At 70.9% G+C, this 22,755-nt stretch carries 20 protein-coding genes; 5 read left to right on the top strand and 15 right to left on the bottom strand.

Features of this window, described 5'->3' with window-relative positions; genetic code table 11:
* Nucleotides 1-27 precede the first annotated feature (27 nt).
* Nucleotides 28-1,893: a ricin-type beta-trefoil lectin domain protein gene (locus ACWCQS_RS17730; protein WP_451005261.1), complete on the top strand. Its 1,866-nt coding sequence runs from the start codon at nucleotides 28-30 to the stop codon at nucleotides 1,891-1,893.
* A gap of 91 nt (nucleotides 1,894-1,984) precedes the next feature.
* A complete protein-coding gene (locus tag ACWCQS_RS17725) occupies nucleotides 1,985-2,584 on the top strand; it encodes a GPP34 family phosphoprotein (protein WP_450980422.1) in 600 nt (199 codons plus the stop codon).
* Nucleotides 2,585-2,602: 18 nt separating this feature from the next.
* Here the strand turns inward: ACWCQS_RS17725 and cimA are convergent, their stop codons facing one another.
* The 5 genes from cimA to ureA form a co-directional block, all read right to left on the bottom strand.
* Nucleotides 2,603-4,213, bottom strand: a complete 1,611-nt coding sequence (gene cimA / locus ACWCQS_RS17720) for a citramalate synthase (RefSeq protein WP_451005260.1) — start codon at nucleotides 4,211-4,213, stop codon at nucleotides 2,603-2,605.
* 418 nt (nucleotides 4,214-4,631) lie between these two features.
* Complete coding sequence (locus ACWCQS_RS17715) at nucleotides 4,632-5,240, bottom strand: TetR/AcrR family transcriptional regulator (protein WP_451005259.1); 609 nt, start codon at nucleotides 5,238-5,240, stop codon at nucleotides 4,632-4,634.
* A 17-nt stretch (nucleotides 5,241-5,257) separates the two neighbouring features.
* Entirely contained in the window at nucleotides 5,258-6,295 is a 1,038-nt protein-coding gene (locus ACWCQS_RS17710; protein ID WP_451005258.1) for an agmatine deiminase family protein, read from the bottom strand.
* Nucleotides 6,296-6,303: 8 nt separating this feature from the next.
* Nucleotides 6,304-7,986: an urease subunit alpha gene (locus tag ACWCQS_RS17705; RefSeq protein ID WP_451005257.1), complete on the bottom strand. Its 1,683-nt coding sequence runs from the start codon at nucleotides 7,984-7,986 to the stop codon at nucleotides 6,304-6,306.
* Nucleotides 7,983-8,666: an urease subunit gamma gene (gene ureA / locus ACWCQS_RS17700; protein WP_451005256.1), complete on the bottom strand. Its 684-nt coding sequence runs from the start codon at nucleotides 8,664-8,666 to the stop codon at nucleotides 7,983-7,985. Before ureA ends, ACWCQS_RS17705 begins: the two co-directional genes overlap by 4 nt.
* 144 nt (nucleotides 8,667-8,810) lie before the next feature.
* On the opposite strand from ureA, the gene ACWCQS_RS17695 reads away from it, so the two are divergent.
* Entirely contained in the window at nucleotides 8,811-10,247 is a 1,437-nt protein-coding gene (locus ACWCQS_RS17695; protein ID WP_451005255.1) for a cytosine permease, read from the top strand.
* 90 nt (nucleotides 10,248-10,337) lie between these two features.
* On the opposite strand, the gene ACWCQS_RS17690 is transcribed toward ACWCQS_RS17695, so the two are convergent.
* The 8 genes from ACWCQS_RS17690 to ACWCQS_RS17655 all read right to left on the bottom strand — a co-directional run bounded on the left by ACWCQS_RS17690 (nucleotide 10,338) and on the right by ACWCQS_RS17655 (nucleotide 17,015).
* The gene (locus ACWCQS_RS17690) at nucleotides 10,338-10,460 is read right to left on the bottom strand and encodes a hypothetical protein (RefSeq protein WP_451005254.1); all 123 of its coding nucleotides are present in this window, start codon (nucleotides 10,458-10,460) and stop codon (nucleotides 10,338-10,340) included.
* A 156-nt stretch (nucleotides 10,461-10,616) separates the two neighbouring features.
* A complete protein-coding gene (locus ACWCQS_RS17685) occupies nucleotides 10,617-11,705 on the bottom strand; it encodes a branched-chain amino acid aminotransferase (protein ID WP_451005253.1) in 1,089 nt (362 codons plus the stop codon).
* A 245-nt stretch (nucleotides 11,706-11,950) separates the two neighbouring features.
* Nucleotides 11,951-12,994 (bottom strand): 3-isopropylmalate dehydrogenase, encoded by a 1,044-nt coding sequence (locus tag ACWCQS_RS17680; RefSeq protein ID WP_451005252.1) that lies wholly within the window; start codon nucleotides 12,992-12,994, stop codon nucleotides 11,951-11,953.
* Between the two features lie 80 nt (nucleotides 12,995-13,074).
* Nucleotides 13,075-13,206, bottom strand: coding sequence for a hypothetical protein (locus ACWCQS_RS17675; protein WP_283844273.1), 132 nt, complete (start codon nucleotides 13,204-13,206; stop codon nucleotides 13,075-13,077).
* Nucleotides 13,207-13,431: 225 nt separating this feature from the next.
* Nucleotides 13,432-13,728 (bottom strand): hypothetical protein, encoded by a 297-nt coding sequence (locus ACWCQS_RS17670; RefSeq protein WP_451005251.1) that lies wholly within the window; start codon nucleotides 13,726-13,728, stop codon nucleotides 13,432-13,434.
* Between the two features lie 38 nt (nucleotides 13,729-13,766).
* Nucleotides 13,767-14,306, bottom strand: coding sequence for a GNAT family N-acetyltransferase (locus ACWCQS_RS17665; protein WP_451005250.1), 540 nt, complete (start codon nucleotides 14,304-14,306; stop codon nucleotides 13,767-13,769).
* 111 nt (nucleotides 14,307-14,417) lie between these two features.
* Nucleotides 14,418-16,049, bottom strand: coding sequence for an L-glutamate gamma-semialdehyde dehydrogenase (pruA, locus tag ACWCQS_RS17660; protein ID WP_451005249.1), 1,632 nt, complete (start codon nucleotides 16,047-16,049; stop codon nucleotides 14,418-14,420).
* Between the two features lie 39 nt (nucleotides 16,050-16,088).
* Nucleotides 16,089-17,015 carry a proline dehydrogenase family protein gene (locus ACWCQS_RS17655; protein ID WP_451005248.1) on the bottom strand — a complete coding sequence of 309 codons (927 nt, stop codon included), beginning with the start codon at nucleotides 17,013-17,015 and terminating at the stop codon, nucleotides 16,089-16,091.
* Nucleotides 17,016-17,179: 164 nt separating this feature from the next.
* Here ACWCQS_RS17655 and ACWCQS_RS17650 point away from each other — a divergent pair, with 164 nt between their 5' ends.
* Nucleotides 17,180-18,556 carry a PucR family transcriptional regulator gene (locus tag ACWCQS_RS17650; RefSeq protein WP_451005247.1) on the top strand — a complete coding sequence of 459 codons (1,377 nt, stop codon included), beginning with the start codon at nucleotides 17,180-17,182 and terminating at the stop codon, nucleotides 18,554-18,556.
* Nucleotides 18,557-18,629: 73 nt separating this feature from the next.
* Here the strand turns inward: ACWCQS_RS17650 and ACWCQS_RS17645 are convergent, their stop codons facing one another.
* Nucleotides 18,630-19,220, bottom strand: a complete 591-nt coding sequence (locus ACWCQS_RS17645) for a TetR/AcrR family transcriptional regulator (protein WP_451005246.1) — start codon at nucleotides 19,218-19,220, stop codon at nucleotides 18,630-18,632.
* A 98-nt stretch (nucleotides 19,221-19,318) separates the two neighbouring features.
* On the opposite strand from ACWCQS_RS17645, the gene ACWCQS_RS17640 reads away from it, so the two are divergent.
* Nucleotides 19,319-20,857 (top strand): MFS transporter, encoded by a 1,539-nt coding sequence (locus tag ACWCQS_RS17640; protein ID WP_451005245.1) that lies wholly within the window; start codon nucleotides 19,319-19,321, stop codon nucleotides 20,855-20,857.
* 90 nt (nucleotides 20,858-20,947) lie between these two features.
* On the opposite strand, the gene serA is transcribed toward ACWCQS_RS17640, so the two are convergent.
* Nucleotides 20,948-22,537 (bottom strand): phosphoglycerate dehydrogenase, encoded by a 1,590-nt coding sequence (serA, locus tag ACWCQS_RS17635; protein WP_451005244.1) that lies wholly within the window; start codon nucleotides 22,535-22,537, stop codon nucleotides 20,948-20,950.
* Nucleotides 22,538-22,755 lie beyond the last annotated feature (218 nt).

Below are 22,755 nucleotides of genomic sequence, written 5' to 3'. Positions count from 1 at the left end.
GTGCACGTCAGTTGAAGGGCGACGCACATGAGGAGAACCCCCCGCACGGTCCGGCTGCTGCTGGCCGGACTGCTCTCCGCCGCCGGCCTCTTTGCCGCCGTACCCCCTGCGCACGCGGCCGGCGAGCAGGTCACGGCCTGGCTCACCACCACCGACGACTCCGCCGGCCGGCATATCGTACGCGGCCTGCAGGCACAGACGCCGTTCGCGTTCCAGTCCGGCACGGGCGGCGGCGGCACGAACATCACCGTCGACGAGAACACCCGCTACCAGACCTTCACCGGCGGCGGCGCGTCCTTCACGGACACCGCGGCCTGGCTGATGAACAGCAGCGGGGCGCTGTCCCAGGCCACCCGGGACGCGACCATGCGCAAGCTGTTCTCGCCGACGGACGGCATCGGACTGTCGTTCCTGCGCAACCCGATGGGCGCCTCGGACCTCGCACGGTACGGCTACACGTACGACGACGTGCCGTCCGGGCAGACCGACCCGAACCTCGGCCAGTTCTCGATCGCGCACGACCTCGCGGACGTCGTGCCGCTCACCCGGCAGGCGCTGCAGCTCAATCCGTCCCTGACGGTGATGGCCTCGCCGTGGACCGCCCCGGCCTGGATGAAGGACAGCGGCTCACTCAACGGCGGCTGGCTCAAGGCCGAGGACTACTCGGCGTACGCCTCCTACTTCGTGAAGTACCTCCAGGCGTACAAGGACCAGGGGATCAACGTCTCGTACGTCACCCCGCAGAACGAGCCGACCTGCTGTTCCGGCTACCCGTCGATGAGCTGGAACGCGTCCGGAATCCAGTACTTCCTCAAGAACGACCTGCTGCCGCAGCTGCAGTCGGCGGGCCTTTCGACGAAGGTCCTGGCCCACGACTGGAACTGGGACACCTACGACTCCTACGCGGCCCAGAGCGTCGACGACCCGGCGATCCGCAACCATCCCAACTTCGGCGGGATCGCCTGGCACGGCTACGGCGGTGACGTCACCAAGCAGACCACCGTGCACAACCAGTACCCCTCCCTGGACGCCTTCGGCACCGAGCACTCCGGTGGCACCTGGATCGCCGACCAGCAGCGCGAGGACATGTCCAACATCATCGACTACACCCGCAACTGGGCGAAGTCGGTGACGAAGTGGTCGCTGGCCGTGGACCAGAACGGCGGCCCCCACAACGGCGGTTGCGGCACCTGCACGGGCCTGATCACCGTGCACAACGGGGACGGGCAGAGCGGCACCGTGGACTACACCGTCGAGTACTACGACATGGGCCACCTGACCAAGTTCGTCCGGCCGGGCGCCCAGCGGATCGCCTCCACCGCGTCCACCACCGTGCCGAACGTCGCCTGGCGCAACCCCGACGGCAGCAAGGCGCTGATTGCGTACAACGGCTCCTCCTCGGCGCAGACCGTCACCATCAACTGGGGCTCGCAGCACGCCACTTACTCGCTGCCCGGCAAGGCCTCGGCCACCTTCACCTGGTCCGGAACCCAGTCCGGCGGCGGCTCGAACACCGGCTCCTTCGTCGGCCTGGCCGGCAAGTGCCTGGACGTGGCGGGCGGTTCGAGCGCCAACGGCACGGCTGTACAGCTCTACGACTGCAACGGCACCGCCGCCCAGCAGTGGACGGTCATGGCCGACGGGTCGGTCCAGGCCCTCGGCAAGTGCCTGGACGTGACATCGGGTTCGACGGCGGACGGCGCCAAGGTGCAGTTGTACGACTGCAACGGCACCGGCGCCCAGCAGTGGTCGTACAACGCGTCCACCGGAGACGTCGTGAACCTCGCCGCGAACAAGTGCCTCGACGTTACCGACAACTCGTCGGCGAACGGGGCGCGGGCACAGATCTGGTCGTGCACCGGGGCCGCCAACCAGAAGTGGCACCTGCAGTAGCGCACCCCCACCGGGCCGTCGCCGGCGGATGCGGGTTCACCCGGGGGCGCCGCTGAGCGGCGCCCGCTCGGCGGCTGGGGGACGATGAGGTATGACCACACCGCAGGATCTGTTCCTCGTCAGCCTCGACGTACCCGGCGAGCACCCCGTCGAGCCCGGCGATCTGTCGCTGGCGCTCGCCGGGGCCGAGCTGATCGACCTGCTCGGGGCACGGGCGCTCACCCTGGACGGTGAGCGCATCGTGCCCGGGCCCGTGCTGACCACGGGTGACCGGATGCTGGACGAGGCCGGGGCGGCGCTCGTGCGCGAGGAGCCGTACGAGACGGTCGAGGACTGGCTGTGGCGCCGGGGCGAGGGGCTGGCCACGGCCTACCGCGACGTCCTGGACACCTCAGGGCAGCTCTCCGGGAAGCGGCACCGCTGGCCGCACCGGGCCGACAAGGCGGCCGCGGCCGACACCCCGGCCCGGCGCCATGCCGCCGACCGCTGGTGGTCCCGCGAGCCGGTCCTCACCGGGCTCGCCGCCACCCTGGGCATCCAGGGCGAGCGGCCGCCGGAGGAGGAGCCCGGCGAGGAGGCGGTCGTCACCGTTCTGCTGGCGGTCGGCGACGCGGTCACGGAACTGGGGGCCGTGCGGGAGCGGCGCCGCATCGAGAACGCCGCTTTCGACAACATCTGGCGAGCGCCGTGACGCCCCGCCGGGGGCGCTCTACTCCGCCGGTTCCACCCCAGCCCGCAGCAGCCCGTACGTGTACGCGTCCTCCAGGGCCTGCCAGGACGCGGCGATGACGTTCTCCGCCACGCCGACCGTGGACCACTCGCCAGCGCCGTCCGAGGTGGAGATCAGCACGCGGGTGGTGGACTGGGTGCCGTGCTTGCCCTCCAGGATGCGGACCTTGTAGTCGACCAGCTCCAGCTTGGCGAGCTGCGGGTAGATCTTCTCCAGGGCGACGCGCAGGGCGCGGTCCAGGGCGTTGACCGGGCCGTTGCCCTCCGCCGTGGCGACGATCCGCTCGCTCTTGGCCCACAGCTTCACGGTGGCCTCGTTGGCGTGGGTGCCGTCGGGGCGGTCCTCGACGATGGCCCGCCAGGACTCGACGTCGAAGTACTTCAGCGGGCGGCCCTCGACCTCGGACCGCAGCAGCAGCTCGAAGCTGGCGTCGGCGGCCTCGTAGGTGTAGCCCTTGAGCTCGCGCTCCTTGACCCGCTCGACCACCCGGCCGACCAGTTCTCGGTCGCCGCCGAGGTCGATGCCGAGTTCCTTGCCCTTGAGCTCGACCGAGGCGCGGCCCGCCATGTCGGAGACCAGCATGCGCATGGTGTTGCCGACCTGCTCGGGGTCGATGTGCTGGTACAGGTCCGGGTCGACCTTGATCGCGGAGGCGTGCAGGCCCGCCTTGTGGGCGAAGGCGGAGACACCGACGTACGGCTGATGGGTGGACGGGGTCAGGTTGACGACCTCGGCGATGGCGTGCGAGATCCGGGTCGTCTCGCGCAGCTTGCCCTCGGGCAGCACCTTCTTGCCGTACTTCAGCTCCAGCGCGGCGACGACCGGGAACAGGTTGGCGTTGCCCACGCGCTCGCCGTAGCCGTTGGCGGTGCACTGGACGTGGGTCGCGCCCGCGTCCACGGCGGCCAGGGTGTTGGCGACCGCGCAGCCCGTGTCGTCCTGGGCGTGGATGCCGAGCCGGGCGCCGGTGTCGGCGAGGACGGTGGCGACGACGGCGTGGATCTGGGCGGGGAGCATACCGCCGTTGGTGTCGCACAGGACGACGACGTCGGCGCCGGCCTCGGCGGCCGTACGGACCACGGCCTTGGCGTACTCGGGGTTGGCGCGGTAGCCGTCGAAGAAGTGCTCGCAGTCCACGAAGACCCGGCGGCCCTGGTCCTTCAGGTACGACACCGTGTCGCGGACCATCTCCAGGTTCTCGTCGAGCGTGGTGCGCAGCGCCAGTTCCACATGCCGGTCGTGTGACTTGGCGACCAGGGTGATCACCGGGGCGCCGGACTCCAGCAGCGCCCTGACCTGCGGGTCCTCGGCGGCCTTCGCACCTGCGCGGCGGGTGGCGCCGAAGGCGACCAGCTGGGCGTGCCTGAAGTCGATCTCCGCCTGGGCGCGGGCGAAGAACTCGGTGTCCCGGGGGTTGGCGCCGGGCCAGCCGCCCTCGATGAAGCCGACGCCGAAGTCGTCCAGGTGCCGTGCGATGGCGAGCTTGTCCGCGACGGTGAGGTTGATTCCCTCGCGCTGCGCGCCGTCGCGCAGCGTGGTGTCGAAGACGTGGAACGAGTCGTCGAGCTCGCTGGTTGCCGTCTCGGTCATGGTGTCAAGGCTCCTGTTGTGGATCTTCGGTCTTACCGGAATGACCGGCTCCACCGTCCCCCCAATGGTCCCTCGCGCACCGCTCCCGGCTGTAGGTGGGCCGGAAAACGAAAAAACCCCTCGCGGGTGCGAGAGGTCTGCGCGCGGGTCGAGGACGACGGTGGCCACCCGCACCTGGTCGTACGAGGTGGTCACTGCGGACCGGCGCGCCTGCTGCCAATAATCATGGCGAACGAGAGCACGGGGGCAGTCTGGCACAAACCTGCCCCCGGCTCGCCGCCCGTCTCAGGATGCGGTCGTCGGAGTGGAATCCGCGAGGGCGTACGGCAGGGCCACACCGACGCCTCCCGCCTGTGCTGCTTCCAGTACGTGTCCATGACCGTCGTCGGAGCGCTCGGCGCCGCCGTGCCCCGCGCCCCTAGGGAGCCACAGCGAGCCCCTCCTCGATGAACTCCCGTACGTGCGCCAGTACTTGCTCCCGGTCAGTGCCGCGCAGCCCGATGGCGACATGGATGGAGAAACCGTCGAGCAGCGCACGCAACCGCGCCGCGAAGCGATCCGCGTCCACCCGTCGGAACTCGCCCCTCGAAATCCCCTCGGCGATCAGCGCGACCAGGTCGCGATGCCACGCGCCCTCGATGGCGACCTGCCGGGCGCGGGCCTCGTCGTCCGCGTTCTGCGAGCGGTTCCAGACCTCCAGCCACAGCGTCCAGTGCGGGTCGCGGTGGCCGTCGGGGACGTACAGGTCGACGTACGCGGACAGCCGTTCCCGCGCGGTTCCGGGACGGGCCAGCAGCCGGCCCCGCTCGGCACCGAGCCTGCCCTCGCTCCACTCCAGGGTCTGCAGCAGCAGCTCGTCCTTGGAGCGGAAGTAGTACAGGAGATGGCCGCTGCTCATCCCGACCTCGCGGCCGAGCGCCGCCATGGTGAGCTTCTCCAGACCGCGCTCGGCGATCATGTCCATGGCGGCGGCGAGCACCTCCTCGCGCGGCGGCGCGTTCTTCCGCGCCCGTGCCGCACCGGCCATCCCTGTCTCCTACATGCTCAGACCTTCGGCTGCTGCTGGGTGATGCAGTGGATGCCGCCCCCACCCGCAAAGATCGTACGCGCGTCCACCAGGGTGACCGTCCGCTCGGGGAAGAGCCGGCGGAAGATCCCGGCGGCCATCTCGTCGCGCGGGTCGTCGAAGCCGCACAGCACCAGGCCGCCGTTGCAGATGTAGTGGTTGATGTAGGAGTAGTCGGCCCAGTGACCGTCGGCCTCCAGGGCGGTCGGCGCGGGCACCTCCACGACCTCCAGGGCACGGCCCCGGGCGTCCGTCTGGGAGCGCAGGATGCCGATGACCTCCTTGGTGACCTCGTGGTCGGGGTGGGCCGGGTCCGGCTGCGAGTGCGCCACCACGACACCGGGCCGGGCGAAGGCGGCCACGATGTCCACGTGGCCCAGCGTGCCGAAGCCGTGGGGCGGGTAGTCGCCGGTGAGGCCGCGCGGCAGCCAGATCGCCTTGCTCGTGCCGAGGTGGGCGTGGATCTCGGCCTCGACCTCCTGCTTCGACCAGTGCGGGTTGCGCTCGGGGCCGAGCTGGACGGTCTCCGTCAGCAGGACCGTGCCCTCGCCGTCGACGTGGATCGCGCCGCCCTCGTTGACCAGCTGCGAGGCGTACGTCTTCGCGCCCGCCAGGTCGGAGACATACGCGGCGATCTTGGAGTCGTGCTCCCAGCGGGCCCAGTCCTGGGCGCCCCAGCCGTTGAACGTCCAGTCGACGGCGGCCAGTTCACCCTTGCCGTTGGTGAGGAAGGTGGGGCCGATGTCCCGCATCCAGGCGTCGTCCAGGTCCCGCTCGACGGTGTCGATGTCCGGTCCGAGCAGCGCCCGCGCCTCGGCGGACCGGCCGGGGCCGCACACCACGGTCACGGGCTCGAAGCGGCGGATCGCACGGGCCACCGAGGCCCAGGCGGCGCGCGAGGCGGCGAGGTCCTCCGGGTCGTCGAAGGTGGGGTTGGGGCCCGGCCACGCCATCCAGGTGCGCTCGTGCGGGGTCCACTCGGCGGGCATACGGAAGCCGTCGGCGGCAGCAGACATGGTGATCCTTAGAGGAAGTACAGGCGGTTGAGGGAGACGGAGTCGGCAGGCTCGGAGCGCAGCGGGTCGCCGTCGAGGGTGACCAGACCGGTGCGCTGATCGACGTCGACCGCTCCGATCCGGGCGTTCAGCCGCAGGTCGGCCGGGCCGATGCCCCGGGTGCCGCGCACGGCGATCCTTCTGCGCCGTGTGGGCATCGTGTCGTTGCCCTGGTCGACGGCGGCCCTGGCGACGAACGCGACGGAGAGGTCGGCCGCCGTGGCGCCGTACGCGCCGAACTGCGGGCCGAGGACGAGGGGTTCGCAGGTGTCGGTGGCCGCGTTGGGGTCGCCGGTCACGCCGTACGCCGGGAAGCCGGACTTGAGGACGAGCTGTGGTTTGGCGCCGAAGTACTCGGGCCGCCACAGCACGATGTCGGCGAGCTTGCCGACCTCGATCGAGCCGACCTCGTGCGAAAGGCCGTGCGCGATGGCGGGGTTGATGGTCAGCTTGGCCATGTAGCGCAGGACGCGGGCGTTGTCGTCGCCCTCGCCGTCGCCCTCCATCGGGCCCAGCTCGGCCTTCATCTTGCCCGCCATGGCAAAGGTGCGGCGGACCGTCTCACCGGCGCGGCCCATGCCCTGGGCGTCGGAGGAGGTGATGCCGATCGCGCCCAGGTCGTGCAGCACGTCCTCGGCGCCCATCGTGCCGGCCCGGATGCGGTCGCGGGCCATGGCGGCGTCGCCGGGCAGGTCGGGCTTGAGGTCGTGGACGGAGACGATCATGCCGTAGTGCTCGGCGACCGCGTCCCGGCCGAAGGGCAGGGTGGGGTTGGTGGAGGAGCCGATGACGTTCGGGACTCCGGCCATCTTCAGCACGTTGGGCACGTGTCCGCCGCCGCAGCCCTCGATGTGGAAGGCGTGGATGGTGCGGCCCTCCAGCACCCTCAGGGTGTCCTCGACCGACAGGCACTCGTTCAGGCCGTCGCTGTGCAGGGCGACCTGGACGTCGTGCTCCTCGGCGACCCGCAGGGCCGTGTCGAGGGCCCGGGTGTGGGCGCCCATGTCCTCGTGCACCTTGAAGCCGGACGCGCCGCCCTCGGCCAGCGCCTCGACCAGCGGAGCGCTGTGCGAGGACGAACCCCGGCCCAGGAAGCCGATGTTGACCGGCCAGGCGTCGAAGGCGTTGAAGGCGTGGCGCAGCGCCCAGGGCGAGTTGACGCCGACGCCCCACACGGGGCCGAACTCCTGCCCGATGATCGTGGTCACGCCGGAGGCGAGCGAGGCCTCCATGATGCGCGGCGACAGCAGGTGGACATGGGTGTCGACGGCCCCGGCGGTGGCGATCAGCCCCTCGCCGGAGACGATGGAGGTGCCGGTGCCGACGACGACGTCCACGCCGTCGAGGGTGTCCGGGTTGCCGGCGCGTCCGATGGCGCAGATGCGCCCCTCGCGGATGCCGATCGACACCTTGCGGATGCCCTGCACCGGGTCGATCACCACGACGTTGCTGATGACGACGTCACAGGTCTCACGGACGGCGGCGGCCTTCAGGTGCAGCCCGTCGCGGGCGGTCTTGCCGAAGCCGGCCAGGAACTCGTCGCCGTAGCGCTGGGAGTCGGACTCCACCCGGACGGTGAGCCCGGAGTCGCCGAGGCGGATACGGTCGCCGGCGCGGGGGCCGTGGGTGGCCGCGTACTCGTAGGGGTTCATCGGTTCTCCGCTCCCAGGTATCCGCAGGCCTCGGCCCTGCGCAGGGCCTCCTCCTTCGCGCCGGGCGCGTCCAGCGGCCCGTCGACCAGTCCGGCGAAGCCGATCGCGACCCGGTCGCCGCCGATCGGCACGAGTCCCACCTCGACGCTCTCGCCGGGGCCGAAGCGCACCGAGGAGCCCGCGGGGACGGCGAGGCGCATCCCGTAGGCCTTCTCGCGGGCGAAGTCCAGCCGCGGGTTGGCCTCGAAGAAGTGGAAGTGGGAGGTGACGGAGACCGGCACGGTGGCGGTGTTGGTGACCGTGAGCCGTACGACCGCCTCCGGTTCGACGTGCTCGGGCACCGGGAGCAGCGCGCCCGGTGCCCGGTCGCCGAGACCGCCGCCGATGGGGTCGGAGACCACCGCGAGCCGGGAGCCGTCGTCGAAGACCGCCTCGACCATCACCTCGGTGACGACGTCGGCGACCCCCGGGAGCACGTCCTCGGGGCCGAGCACGGTCCGGGCCGCCTCGATGGCCTCGGCGAGCCGCCTGCCGTCCCGGGCCGCCTCGCACACGGTGTCCGCGATCAGCGCGGTCGCCTCCGGCACGTTCAGCTTCAGGCCGCGTGCCCGGCGGGCCCGGGCCAGCTCGGCGGCCCCGAAGAGCAGCAGCCGGTCACGTTCCGTGGGGGTCAGTCTCACGACGCGGCACCTCCTTGTCTTCCCGACTTTAGAACATCACTCTAAACACAGAATTCGTGAAACAGAAGCATTGACCGGGGGCGAGACCTCACGTCACATTGAACGTCGCTCAAACCGACCGGCGGCAGTCGAAGGAGACCAGGCATGCCGATAGAACAGCGCGGAGTCGACACCATCCCGGACGAGGAGCGGACCAGCGGTCCGCGCGACCTCGTCTCGATCCTGCTCGGCTCCAACCTCTGCCTCGGAGTGATCATCTTCGGCTGGCTGCCGCCGTCCTTCGGGCTCGGCTGGTGGGCGTCGGTCAGCTCGATCGTGGCGGGCACGATCGTCGGTACGGCGGTGACGGCACCGCTGGCCCTCATCTCCCTGCGCACCGCGACCAACCTCTCCACCTCCTCCGGCGCCCAGTTCGGCGTCCGGGGCCGGCTGGTCGGCTCGGTCGTCGGCCTGCTGCTCGCCCTCGGGTACACCGCGCTGACGGTGTGGATCGGCGGCGACGTGATGATCAGCGTGCTCGGCCGGATGTTCGGGCTGGCCGCGGACGGGGTGTCGTACGCCGCCGTCTACGCGCTGCTGGCCGGCGCCACGGTCGCGGGCGCGGTGTACGGCTACCGGGTGCTGCTGAACATGTCCAAGGTGCTGTCCATCGGCATGACGATCCTGCTGGTGCTCGGCGTCTTCGCCTACGCCCCGCACTTCACCACCGCGGCCATGCCCCGGACGGGCGGCTATCTGCTCGGCTCGTTCTGGCCGACCTGGTTCCTGTCGGCCGTGGCCGCCGGCCTGTCCGGTCCCATCGCCTTCATCACCCTGCTCGGCGACTACACCCGCTACATCTCCCCGGCCCGGCACTCGGGCCGCCGCGTCCTGCGGGCCACTTGGCTGGGGCTGACCCTGGGCCTGCTGGTGCCGCAACTGTTCGGCACCTTCACCGCGTACGGCGCCCACGCGGCGCTGGACTACGCCGGTCCGCTGGTGGCGGCCTCCCCCACCTGGTACCTGATCCCGCTGCTGCTGTCCGCCTCGGCCGGCTCGGTCGGCAACGCCGGTCTGATGCTGTACTCGATGGGCCTGGACCTGGACGCCATCCTGCCCCGGGCGTCCCGCGCCCGTGCCACCTACACCGTCGCGATCGTGGCCACGGCCTGCGTGTTCGTCGGCCACTACGCCTGGAACGCGCAGTCCGCGATGACGTCCTTCGTGCTGCTGCTCACCGCCATCGGCACCCCGTGGGCCGTGATCACCCTCATCGGCTTCGCCCGTTGCCGCGGTGTGTACGACGCCGACGCCCTGCAGGTCTTCAACCGCCGCTCGCGGGGCGGGATCTACTGGTACCGCGCCGGCTGGAACGTGCGGGCGGCCGTCTCCTGGGCGCTGGGCGCCGGTGTCGGGCTGCTCGCGGTGTCCCTGCCGTCGTACCAGGGCCCGCTGCTGCACCTGACCGGCGGTGTGGACTGCAGCTTCCTGCTGTCGGGCGCGGTCGGCGGCCTGATCTACCTGCTCCTGACGCCCCGGCAACCGGCATCGGCCCGCGTCGAGGCCGCGCGGGAAGCGGTGGGCGCCGAGAGCGGGCGCTAGGCGCTCCGCTGGAAGCGCCGTGATGGACCCGCGGGCCGGTGGGGGCTGGTCGCGCGGTTCCGAACGGGTTGGAGAAGGTGTCCAGCACCTTCACGCAGGCTGTGGCGCCGTGGCGCCGTGCACCTGGGAGGCGAACCACTCGTGGTCCAGCCGGGTGTGCTCACGGACCCGGCCTTCCTGGGCGCGGGAGATCAGCGGACCGATCACGAACACGGTGTTGACCACCTCCCCCCGTGCCGGGTGTCACCCCGGACGCGTGTCCGCGGGGGCACGCGCCCCCGCGGAAGAGGTGGATACCCGGGCGGGAGTGGTGGTACGCCTCGAACGCGCGCGCCATTCACTCCCGTCGGACAGCCGGTCGAGCGGACCTCAGCCGATCTTGTGCATCCAGCCGTGCTTGTCCTCCGTCACACCGCGCTGGATGCCGAGCAGGGCCTCGCGCAGGCGGAGGGTGACCTCGCCGGGGTTGCCATCGCCGTGGGTCCAGGCGTCCGTCTTGGTCTTGACGTGACCGATGGGCGTGACCACGGCGGCGGTGCCGCAGGCGAAGACCTCGGTGAGGGCACCGGAGGCCGCGTCCGCACGCCACTGCTCCAGGGTGACCACACCCTCCTCGGCGGTGTAGCCGAGGTCGCGGGCGACCTGGAGGAGGGAGTCGCGGGTGATGCCCTCCAGGATCGAGCCGGTCAGCTCCGGGGTGACGATCCGGTCGCCGTAGACGAAGGCGACGTTCATGCTGCCGCTCTCCTCGACCTTGGTGCGGGTGACCGCGTCGAGGTAGACGACCTGGTCGCAGCCGTGCGCGGCGGCCTCGGCCTGCGGCAGCAGGGACGCGGCGTAGTTGCCGCCGGTCTTGGCGTCGCCGGTGCCACCGGGGACGGCGCGGACGTGGTCCTCGGAGACCCAGATGGTGACCGGCTTGACGCCACCGGCGAAGTACGCGCCGGAGGGCGAGGCGATGAGCATGAACAGGTACTCGTTCGCCGGGTGCACGCCGAGCGCGGCCTCCGTGGCGAACATGAACGGACGCAGGTACAGGGACTGTTCGCCACCGTGCGGCGGAACCCAGTCGGCGTCCTGGGAGAGCAGCGCGTCCAGCGCGGCGATGAACAGGTCCTCGGGCAGCTCGGCCATGGCCATGCGGCGGGCGGAGTTGCGGAAGCGGCGGGCGTTCGCCTCGGGACGGAACAGCGCGATCGAGCCGTCGGGCTGGCGGTAGGCCTTCAGTCCCTCGAAGATCTCCTGGCCGTAGTGCAGGACGTGGGTGGAGGGGTCGAGGGAGATCGGGCCGTACGGGACGAGCTGGGCGTCGTGCCAGCCGCGGCCCTCGGTCCACTTGATCGTCACCATGTGGTCGGTGAAGTGGCGGCCGAACCCGGGGTTGGCCAGGATCGCCTCGCGCTCTGCGGCGGCGAGAGGGGTGGCGGAGGGCTTGAGCTCGATCGTGGGCGTCGTCATGAGTGGTTTGTCCTTCACCGGTTGTAGTGACGGGCCGCGCTCACGCCCCGTCACTGCGACCTCTCAGTGATAGGACGTCCGAGCTTTCCCTCATACCGCGGCTCCGCGTTCGATTATCGCGCGGGGCCCACGGCGGAAGGAATGGGGGTGAAAGCGGCCCAGGGGTCGATGGTGGCACCCGGCGGGGACATGGAAAAGCCGCCGGGCGGTCGTCCGACCCGGCGGCTTCGTGGGTGAGCGCCGGGTCAGCCGGCTACTCGGGCGGCGAGCGCGTCGCCGATCTGCGAGGTGCTGCGGGCACCCAGCGCTGCGCGCTCGGTGAGGTCAGCGGCGACCGCGGTGTCGATGCGGTCGGCCTCGCCGTCGTAGCCGAGGTGGCGCAGCAGCAGGGCGACGGACAGGACCGTGGCGGTGGGGTCGGCCTTGCCCTGGCCGGCGATGTCGGGCGCGGAACCGTGGACCGGCTCGAACATCGAGGGGAACTCGCGGGAGGGGTTGATGTTCCCGCTCGCGGCCACGCCGATGCCGCCGGAGACGGCCGCGGCGAGGTCGGTGATGATGTCGCCGAAGAGGTTGTCGGTGACGATCACGTCGAACCGCGCCGGGTCGGTGACGAGGTAGATCGTCGCCGCGTCGACGTGGATGTAGTCGGTGGTGACCTCGGGGAACTCCTTGGCCACCTTGTTGAAGACGTTCGTCCACAGGTGGCCCGCGAAGGTCAGCACGTTGTTCTTGTGGACGAGGGTGAGCTTCTTGCGCGGGCGGGCCTGGGCGCGGGCGAAGGCGTCCCGGACCACGCGCTCGACACCGAAGGCGGTGTTGACGGAGACCTCGGTGGCGACCTCGTGCTCGGTGCCCTTGCGGATGGTGCCGCCGTTGCCGGTGTACGGGCCCTCGGTGCCCTCGCGGACCACGACGAAGTCGATCTCCGGCTGGCCGGCGAGCGGGGTGGCGACACCGGGCAGGAGCTTCGACGGGCGCAGGTTGACGTGGTGGTCGAAGGCGAAGCGGAGCTTCAGGAGGAAGCCGCGCTCCAGCACGCCGGACGGCACCGACGGGTCGCCGATGGCGCCGAGCAGGATGGCGTCGTGCTGCTTCAGCGCGTCGAGATCGGCGTCGGTGAGGGTCTCACCGGTGGTGTGGTAGCGCTTGGCGCCGAAGTCGTACTCCTTGGTCTCCAGCTTCACATCCTGCGGCAGGACGGCGGAGAGGACCTTGAGACCCTCGGACACGACTTCCTGTCCGATGCCGTCCCCGGGGATCACTGCGAGATTGATGCTGCGAGACATGCGGGCACCCTACTCCTTGTCCCAGGGAATGACATGACCCGTCCGCCATATGGACGACGTGGACGGCATCGGACGAGGGCTCAGTGGCCGGTCTCGCCGCCGTTGTCGCGGCGGTCGAGGGCGCGCTGGAGGGCGGCGGCGGCGTTCTTGCGGTCGGACTCGCTCGCGCGGGTCACGTGGCGGACGCGGCGGCGGACGGTCGTCTCGGCCATGGGAATCGACTCCTTCGGCAAACACGGAGCACGGCAATGAGAGATTGCGAGACGCCGGAAGGGGCGGGGAGCCGAGGGCCGCAGGGGTTGCCTGCACCGGGCCCGGCTCACGACCGCCATTCGCTTGATCGAGCGAGACGTTCGGCTCCTACAAAACTAAGGGAGCGGCCCGCTCCTGTCTCCATAATTACTCGGACTTCCTACTATCTGAGACGGCGGTCCCCGTCACACCGCTCTGAGCTGGGCTTTCGGGTGTTCGGGTGACGGCGCTCCGAGGGACCGCAGGGCACGGACCACGTCCCGTACGGCGGCCGTGGCGGCGAGCTCCGGGGTGGTGACGAAACCGACACGATCCGGGTGCCCGGCCGGATGCGCCAGGGAGTACGGCTCCGCCGGCAGCACCCCGCCGACCGGTCCGGTCGGCGGCGGCCCGCTCAGGGTGGCGATCCCGAGGTCGGCCCGCCCCGTGGCGACCTCGCCGGCGGTGCCGGCACCCAGCTCCCGTACGACGGTGACGGTCACGTCGATGCCGGGGTCTTTGCCGCGAGATTGACGAGCCGTCAGGTGACGTCGCCGTCCCGCCAGTCGAAGACCAGCTCCCGGCCGGGGTCCAGCGGCCCGGCGAGCGCGGGCCACACATGGACGTACCCCTCCTCCTCCGGCAGCCGCACGATCCCGGCCGGGGAGAGGGTGTGCACCTGGCCGGGCCACCGCTGCCAGCCGCGCGCGGCGTACAGCAGCTCGCCCTCCTCACTCGCGGAGAGCGCGCCGAGGTCGTAGGCCCGGTCGATCACCCGCTCCAGCTCCGCCATCACCCGCCCGCCCAGACCGGTGCGGCGAACGTCGGCGCGTACGGCGACGGCCTCCACATAGCCCGTGCGCAGCCAGCGCCCCCGGTGCCGGATGCGCCGCTGCACCACGGACCCGTGCGCGGCGAGCCCGCCCTCGTCCTGGACGAGCACATGCATCCCGCCGAGCCCGTGTTCCCAGTCGTCGGCGGAGAAGTCCCCCTCGAACGCCTGGTCCAACAGGGCGCGGGCGGCGTCGAGTTCGGCGGGTTCGAGGTCGGCGGTGTGGGCGAGACGGAGTCGGACGGCCATGGCGCCATCGTCTCACCCGGCGGCTGAGGCAGAACCGTCCGCTGATGGGAACGGGCCGGCAAGCCTGCTCAGAGGTCAGGCTTGCCGGCCCGTGTTCACGGGGGCTGAGGATCAGCCCATGTGCGGGTAGGAGTAGTCGGTCGGCGGGACCAGGGTCTCCTTGATGGCGCGGGTCAGCGTCCAGCGCAGCAGGTTCTGCGGGGCGCCGGCCTTGTCGTTGGTGCCGGAGGCACGGCCGCCGCCGAAGGGCTGCTGGCCGACGACGGCGCCGGTCGACTTGTCGTTGATGTAGAAGTTGCCCGCCGCGTAGCGGAGCTTCTCCATCGTGTGGGCGGCCGCCGCACGGTCGTTGGAGATGACCGAGCCGGTCAGGGCGTAGTCGGAGACCGACTCCATCTGAGCCAGCATCTCGTCGTACTTGTCGTCCTCGTAGACGTACACGCCGAGGACCGGGCCGAAATACTCCGTGCGGAAGATCTCGTTCTCCGGGTCGGTGGAGACGATGACCGTCGGACGGACGAAGTAGCCGACCGAGTCGTCGTAGCTGCCGCCCGCGACGATCTCGCAGGTCGGGTCCTCCTTGGCGCGGTCGATCGCGGCCTTGTTCTTGGCGAAGGCACGGTCGTCGATCACGGCGCCGATGAAGTTCGACAGGTCGGTGACGTCACCCATGGTCAGGTAGTCGACCTCGGCCGCGAACTCCTCCTTGAAGCCCGAGTTCCAGATGGAGGCCGGGATGTAGGCGCGGGAGGTGGCGCTGCACTTCTGGCCCTGGTACTCGAAGGCACCGCGGGTCAGGGCGGTCTTCAGCACCGCCCGGTCGGCCGACGGGTGGGCGACCAGGAAGTCCTTGCCGCCGGTCTCGCCGACCAGACGCGGGTACGAGCGGTACTTCTCGATGTTGTTGCCGACCGTCTTCCACAGGTACTGGAAGGTCTTGGTCGAACCGGTGAAGTGGATGCCCGCCAGGTCGCGGTGCTCCAGGGCCACCTTGGAGACCTCGATGCCGTCACCCGTGACGAGATTGATGACGCCCTTGGGCAGACCGGCCTCCTCCAGCAGCTGCATCAGCAGCACGGCCGCGTGGGTCTGCGTCGGGGACGGCTTCCAGACGACGACGTTGCCCATGAGGGCGGGGGCCGTCGGCAGGTTGCCCGCGATGGCGCTGAAGTTGAAGGGCGTGATCGCGTAGACGAAGCCCTCCAGCGGGCGGTGGTCCAGGCGGTTCCAGACACCCGGGGAGTTCGCCGGGGGCTGCTCGGCGAGGATCTGGCGGGCGTAGTGCACGTTGAAGCGCCAGAAGTCGACCAGCTCGCACGGCGTGTCGATCTCGGCCTGCTGGGCGGTCTTCGACTGGCCGAGCATGGTGGAGGCGGCGATCGTCTCGCGCCAGGGGCCGGCCAGCAGCTCGGCGGCGCGCAGGATGATCGCGGCGCGGTCGTCGAAGGCCATGGCGCGCCAGGCCGGCGCGGCGGCCAGGGCCGCGTCGATGGCGTCCTCGGCGTCCTGCCGGGTGGCGTTGCGCAGGGTGCCGATGACGGCCTTGTGGTTGTGCGGCTGGACCACCTGGAACGGCTCGCCGCCGCCCATCCGCCGCTCGCCGCCGATGGTCATCGGCAGGTCGATCGGGTTCTCGGCCAGCTCCTTGAGCTTGGCCTCCAGCCGGGCGCGCTCGGGCGAGCCGGGGGCGTAGCCGTGCACCGGCTCGTTGACGGGGGTGGGGACCTGGGTCACAGCGTCCATAGGTTCCTTGACTCCTTGTACGTGAGCGGGTGTTCGGACTCAGCCCTTGCTGACCATCGAGCGGAGGAAGAAGCGCAGGTTCGCCGGCTTCTCCGCGAGACGGCGCATGAAGTAGCCGTACCAGTCGGTGCCGTAGGCGGTGTAGACGCGCATGCGGTGGCCCTCGGCGGCCAGGCGCAGGTGCTCGTCGCCGCGGATGCCGTACAGCATCTGGAACTCGTACTCGTCGAGCTTGCGGCCGGCCTTGTGGGCCAGCTCCTGGGCGATGGCGATCAGGCGCGGGTCGTGCGACCCGATCATCGGGTACCCCTCGCCCTCCATCAGGATCCGCAGGACACGGACGTACGCCTTGTCGATCTCGTGCTTCTGCTGGTAGGCGACCTCGGCGGGCTCCTTGTAGGCGCCCTTCACCAGGCGGACGCGGCTGCCGGCGGCGGCGAGGCGGCGGGCGTCGGCCTCGGTGCGGAAGAGGTAGGCCTGGATGACACAGCCGGTCTGCGGGAAGTCCTTCCGCAGCTCCTCGTGGATGGCGAACATCGAGTCGAGGGTGGTGTGGTCCTCGGCGTCCAGCGTCACGGTGGTACCGATGGCGGCGGCGGCCTCGACGACCGGCCGGACGTTGGCGAGCGCCAGCTCGTGCCCGCCTTCCAGCGCCTGCCCGAACATGGACAGCTTGACCGACATCTCGACCTTCTCGCCGAGCTGCAGCTCCTTGAGGTGGTCGATCAGCAGCAGGTAGGCGTCCCGGGCGGCGGTGGCCTGCTCAGGGGTGGTGATGTCCTCGCCGACGACGTCCATCGTCAGCTCCAGGCCCTTGGCCGTCAGGTCCTTGATGATCGGCACGATGTCGTCGACGGTCTCGCCGGGGATGAAGCGGTCGACGACCTGCTTGGTCACCGGGGCCGCCGAGATCAGGCGTCGCATCCGGTCGCTGCGCGACGCGGCGAGAATCACGGGACCCAGCACGGGGCACCTCCACAGACAAGCATCAAATAGGCCATTACCCAACGCTTCGGGTACGGCACGGAGAACCACCGTGAAACCTAAGGATCTCTCCGATCGTGAGCCATCGACAGCTGTCACGCATCCGTGCACCGGATCTCAGACAGATGTATGAAGACCGCCGGAGAATGAGGGAGAATGCCCGAGTGGCGGCGGATTTCAAGGCTTTCAAGGGTGACTACCAGGAGCTCGTGGACGAGATCTCGGAGCTGCTCGGGGTCCCGGCGACCCTGGAGAACCGCGACTTCGAGCTGATCGCCTTCGCGGCGTACGACAGCGACGACGAGCTGGATCCCTCCGCACTGGACCCGGTGCGCACCCGCTCGATCCTGACCCGGCGCTCCACGGCCACGGTCCGGGCGTGGTTCGAGGGCTTCGGCATCACCCGCGCGACCGGCCCGGTACGGATCCCGCGGAGCCCGGAGGCCGGCGTCTACCGCGGCCGGATCTGCCTGCCGGTACGCCACCGGGGTGTGGTCCTCGGCTACGTCTGGCTCCTGGAAGGCGACCCCGGGCCGACGGACGCCCAGCTGGCCGCCGCGATGGAGGTGGCCGGCCGGATCGGCGCGCTGCTCGCGGACGAGGCGGAGGCCGGGGCCGGGCTGAGCCGGGAGCTGCGGGCGGTGCTCACCGCCGAGCGCGGCTGGCAGCAGGACATGGCGGTGGCCGAACTGCGCACTGCCCTCGGCCCCCGCGCCGACGGCCCGTTCACCCTCGTCTGCGTGGCCCCCTGGCCGTCACCGGACCCGGACGACGCCCCCGCCGCCCGCACGATCCCCCACGCCACCGCCCTGTGCACCCTCCCCTGGGGCCCCTCGGAACAGAGCCTCGCACTGCTGGTACGGCTACGGACCACGGAGGTGAGCACACCGGCCCTTACGGCGGCTGGGCGGTTGCTCAGGGAGGCGGAGGGGGTGCTTGGAGGGGCAGTTGGTGGTGCGGGGGGTCGCGGCGGGGCGGCTGGCGGCGGGGCGGCTCCCGGCGCATCGGGGAACGCGGCGCGCGGAGCCGGGGCGCGGGCGGCCGCGGCGGCCGCGGCGGGATTCGCCGGAGCGGCGGCCCGGGTGGCCGCGGGCGCCGGATGCGCGGCCGGGGTCGGTGATGCCCGAAACGGACTCGCCGAGCTGGGCACGGTCTGGCAGGAGGCCACGGCAGCCGCGCGGGCCGCGCTGGCCGAGCCGCGGTTCGGGCCGGTCGCACAGTGGGCGCGCATCGGGCCGTACCGGCTGCTGACGGCGCTGCCGCCGCAGGCCGCGCACGATCCCGTCGTCGGCCCTCTCCTCGCCCCCGCCCACCGGGAACTGGCCCGCACCGCCGAGGTCTACCTGGACTGCGCGGGCCAGGCCGCCCGTACGGCAGCCGAACTGGGCATCCACCGCCAGACCCTGTACTACCGCCTCTCCCGGGTGGAGCAGCTGACGGGCCTGGACCTGGACGACGGCGAGGACCGCCTGCTCCTGCACATGGCACTGAAGCGGGCGCGGATGGGCGGCAGACCTAGCTGAAGAGTTGCCAACGGCCACCTCTCGGCCTACGCGATCTCAGCCCCGCCCGGCCGGCCCAACCCGGCCCAGCCCCTCACCGAGTCTCCGCGCCCGCCGCCGCCATGATCCGCCGTAGCCCCGCCGTCAGTTGCTCGGCGGTGGTTGCCGAGGACGGGTCGAAGAGCCACTGGACCATGAGGCCGTTGAGAAGGGTCTGGTAGAGACGGCCCTCAGTGTCCACCGCCTCCGGGTCGACATCGGACTCCGGGACGCCGCTGAACATCGCCACCAGACCGGAGCGGCCCTCCTTCTGGGCCTCGGCCAAGAGCTTGCGCACCTCCTCCAGCCGCTCGTCCTGGAACATCAGCTCGAAGCTCAGCATCCAGATCGCCCGTGACTCGGGCACCGTGCGAATGACGCTCGTCCACACCTCCTGGAAGCGCGCCAGCGAACCGGGAGGCTCGGTCACCGTCCCGCCCAGCCCCGGGTCGAACCGCTCCCCCACGCCCTCGATCAGCGAGACGTACGCCTGCACCAGCAGCTCGGCCTTCGACCCGTAGTGGTAGCCGATGGACGCCAGGTTGGTGCCCGACTCCTTGACGATGTCCCGCGCGGTCGTGCGCAGGAACCCCTTCTCCAGCAGGCAGCGCTTGGCGCCTTCGAGCAGATCTTCACGGTGTCCCATGCCCACCAACCCTACCGCCGATCCATACGAACGTCCTAGACAGATGACCTATACATCCGTTCTAGACAAGCGTTTAAGACGCCCGTACAGTCACTGGCATGACGAACTCGACGAGCACCACCTCCTCCGCCGGCGCCGAAAGCGCCGCCCCCGCCCGCGCCGGGCGCCGCGAGTGGACCGCTCTCGGCGTGCTGATGCTGCCGCTGCTGCTGGTCTCGATGGACGTCTCGGTCCTGTACTTCGCGACCCCCGCGATCGCCGCGGACCTGCACCCGAGCGGCACCCAGCAGCTGTGGATCTTCGACGTCTACGGCTTCGTCCTGGCCGGCCTGCTGATGACGATGGGCTCCCTCGGCGACCGCATCGGCCGCCGCAAGCTCCTGCTGACGGGCGCCGCCGCCTTCGGCACCGCCTCGCTCCTCGCGGCCTACGCGAACAGCGCCGAGACCCTGATCGCGGCCCGCGCGATCCTCGGCATCGGCGGTGCGACCCTGATGCCGTCGACGATGGCGCTGCTGCGCACGATGTTCACCGACCCCGGCCAGCGGGCGAAGGCGATCGGGCTGTGGTCCGGCGTCATGACCGGCGGTATCGCGCTCGGTTCGGTGATGAGCGGCATCCTGGTCGAGCACTTCTGGTGGGGCTCGGTCTTCCTGGTGAACCTGCCCGCGATGGCCCTGCTGCTGCTTCTCGGCCCGGTGCTGCTGCCGGAGTCGAAGGACCCGAACCCGGGCCGTTTCGACTGGCTGAGTGTCCCGCTGTCGATGGCCGCCGTGCTCCCCGTGATCTACGGCCTGAAGGAGATCCCCTCCGAGGGCTGGCACCCGCTCTACGTCGTCTCCGTCGTCGTCGGCCTGCTCTTCGCGGCTCTCTTCGTCCGCCGGCAGCGCACGAACGCCTCCCCGCTGATCCCGCCGGCCCTGCTGAAGGGCCACGGCTTCACCCCGGCGCTGGTCCTCAACCTCGTCGCCGCCCTCGCCATGATGGGCTCGGCCATCTTCACCACGCAGTACCTGCAGTCGGTCCTCGGCAAGAGCCCGCTGTCGGCGGCCCTGTGGAGCTTGCTGCCCTCGGTGTTCATCGGCTTCGCCGGTCCGGTCACCGCACAGCTCGTCCAGCGGGGCGTCAACCGGGGCTACGTCGTCGCGGGCGGCTTCGCGGCCATGGCGGCCGGCTTCTCGATGCTCGCCCTCGTCGGCACCGACTCGCTGTGGCTGGCACTCGCCGGCGCCGGCGTCCTCGCCTGCGGGATGGTCGCGATCGTCTCCCAGCTGACCGACCTGGCCATGAGCGGCGCCCCGGTGGAGCGGGCGGGCACGGCCTCCTCCCTGCTGGAGACCAGCGCCGAGTTCGGCGGCGCGCTCGGCATGGCGGTCCTCGGCTCGATCGGTACGGCGGTCTACCGCCACGAGATGCCGGCCACCGCCCCGGCCGGGGCCCGCGAGACCCTGGGCGACGCCCTCGCCACGGCCGCCCACCTGCCCGGCGCCGCCGGTCAGTCCCTGCTCGCCACGGCCCGCGAGGCCTTCACCACCGGGATGCAGGGCGCGGCGATCGCCGGGGCGGTGATCCTGGTGCTGGCGGCGGTGGGAGCGGCCCTGTCCTTGCGGAAGATCGAGGTGCGGGACGACACGTAGGACAGCGCGGAAAAACGCCGGACGGGCTGACGAAGGTCAGCCCGTCCGGCGCTTGTGCATGTGTCAGACGAGGTTCACGGTGTCGATGCGTCAGACGAGGTTCACGGAGCGGGCGGACGTCGCACCGATCTCCGAGGCCACCTCGGCCAGCACGCCGGAGGTCACCGTGTCGTCGACGGTGAGCACGGCCAGCGCCTCACCGCCGGCGACGGCACGCGCGACCTGCATGCCGGCGATGTTGATGCCCGCCTCGCCGAGGATGCGGCCGACGGTGCCGACGACACCGGGACGGTCCTCGTAGCGCAGGACGACCATGTGGTCGGCGAGGGCGAGGTCGACGTCGTAGTCGCCGACCGCGACGATCTTCTGGACGTGCTTCGGGCCGGCCAGCGTGCCGGAGACCGACACCTCCTCGCCGTTCGCGAGCGTGCCGCGCACGGTGACGACGTTGCGGTGCTCGGCCGACTCGGAGCTGGTGGTCAGCCGTACCTCGACGCCACGCTCCTGGGCGAACAGCGGCGCGTTGACGTACGACACCGTCTCGTCGACGACGTCCTCGAAGACGCCCTTGAGCGCGGACAGCTCAAGGACCTTCACGTCGTGCTGGGTGATCTCGCCGTAGACCTCGACGTCGAGGCGGTGCGCGACCTCACCGGCGAGGGCGGTGAAGATCCGGCCGAGGCGCTCGGCCAGCGGCAGGCCCGGCTTGACGTCCTCGGCGATGACACCGCCCTGGACGTTGACCGCGTCCGGCACCAGCTCACCGGCGAGGGCGAGGCGGACGGACTTCGCGACCGCGATGCCCGCCTTCTCCTGGGCCTCGTCGGTGGAGGCACCGAGGTGGGGGGTGCACACGACCTGGTCCAGCTCGAACAGCGGGGAGTCGGTGCAGGGCTCCTTGGCGTACACGTCGAGACCCGCGCCGGCGACCCGGCCCTCCTTCAGCGCCGAGTACAGCGCCGCTTCGTCGACGATGCCGCCGCGCGCGGCGTTGACGATGCGCACGCTCGGCTTGACCTTGCGCAGCGCCTCGTCGCCGATGAGGCCGAGGGTCTCGGGGGTCTTGGGCAGGTGGACGGTGATGAAGTCGGAGACCTCCAGCAGCTCGTCCAGGGAGAGCACCTTGACGCCCATCTGCGCGGCGCGGGCGGGCTGGACGTAGGGGTCGTAGGCGACGACCTTCATGCCGAAGGCGGACATGCGCTGGGCGACCAGGGCGCCGATGCGGCCGAGGCCGACGACACCGAGGGTCTTCTCGGCCAGCTCGACGCCCGTGTACTTGCTGCGCTTCCACTCGCCGTTCTTCAGCGCGGCGTTGGCCTGCGGGATGTTGCGGGCGGAGGCGAGGATCAGACCGCAGGCCAGCTCGGCGGCGGTCACGATGTTGGAGGTCGGGGCGTTGACGACCATCACGCCGGCCTTGGTGGCGGCGGAGACGTCGACGTTGTCCAGGCCGACGCCGGCGCGGGCGACGACCTTGAGCTTCTTCGCGGCGGCGATGGCCTCGGCGTCGACCTTGGTGGCGGAGCGGATCAGGATCGCGTCGACGTCGGCGATGGCGGGGAGCAGTTCGGCTCGGTCGGCTCCGTTGGTGTGCCGGATCTCGAAGTCCGGGCCAAGCGCGTCCACGGTCGCGGGCGAAAGCTCTTCAGCGATGAGTACGACGGGTTTCGAGCTCACGTGAGGTCCTCACAAGTCCAGAGCATGCGGACGGCCGTCCCGACGGCCGCAGGCGGAGGAGGGGGGCTAGCCGCGGAAGACGCACGACGCTGTGGGCCTGACGCGTGTTGTGTGCAGCAGTGTAGTGGCGTGGCGCAGGGCGTCTTGCGCCTCCACGGAAGGATCACCCGTCCGGGGCTGGACGGGGTGGACAACAGATGGAAGACGGGGGCCGGAGC

This window comes from Streptomyces sp. NPDC002076 (assembly GCF_053593835.1).
The sequence above is the reverse complement of the archived record's forward strand: the minus strand, read 5'-3'. Positions and strand labels throughout refer to the sequence as shown.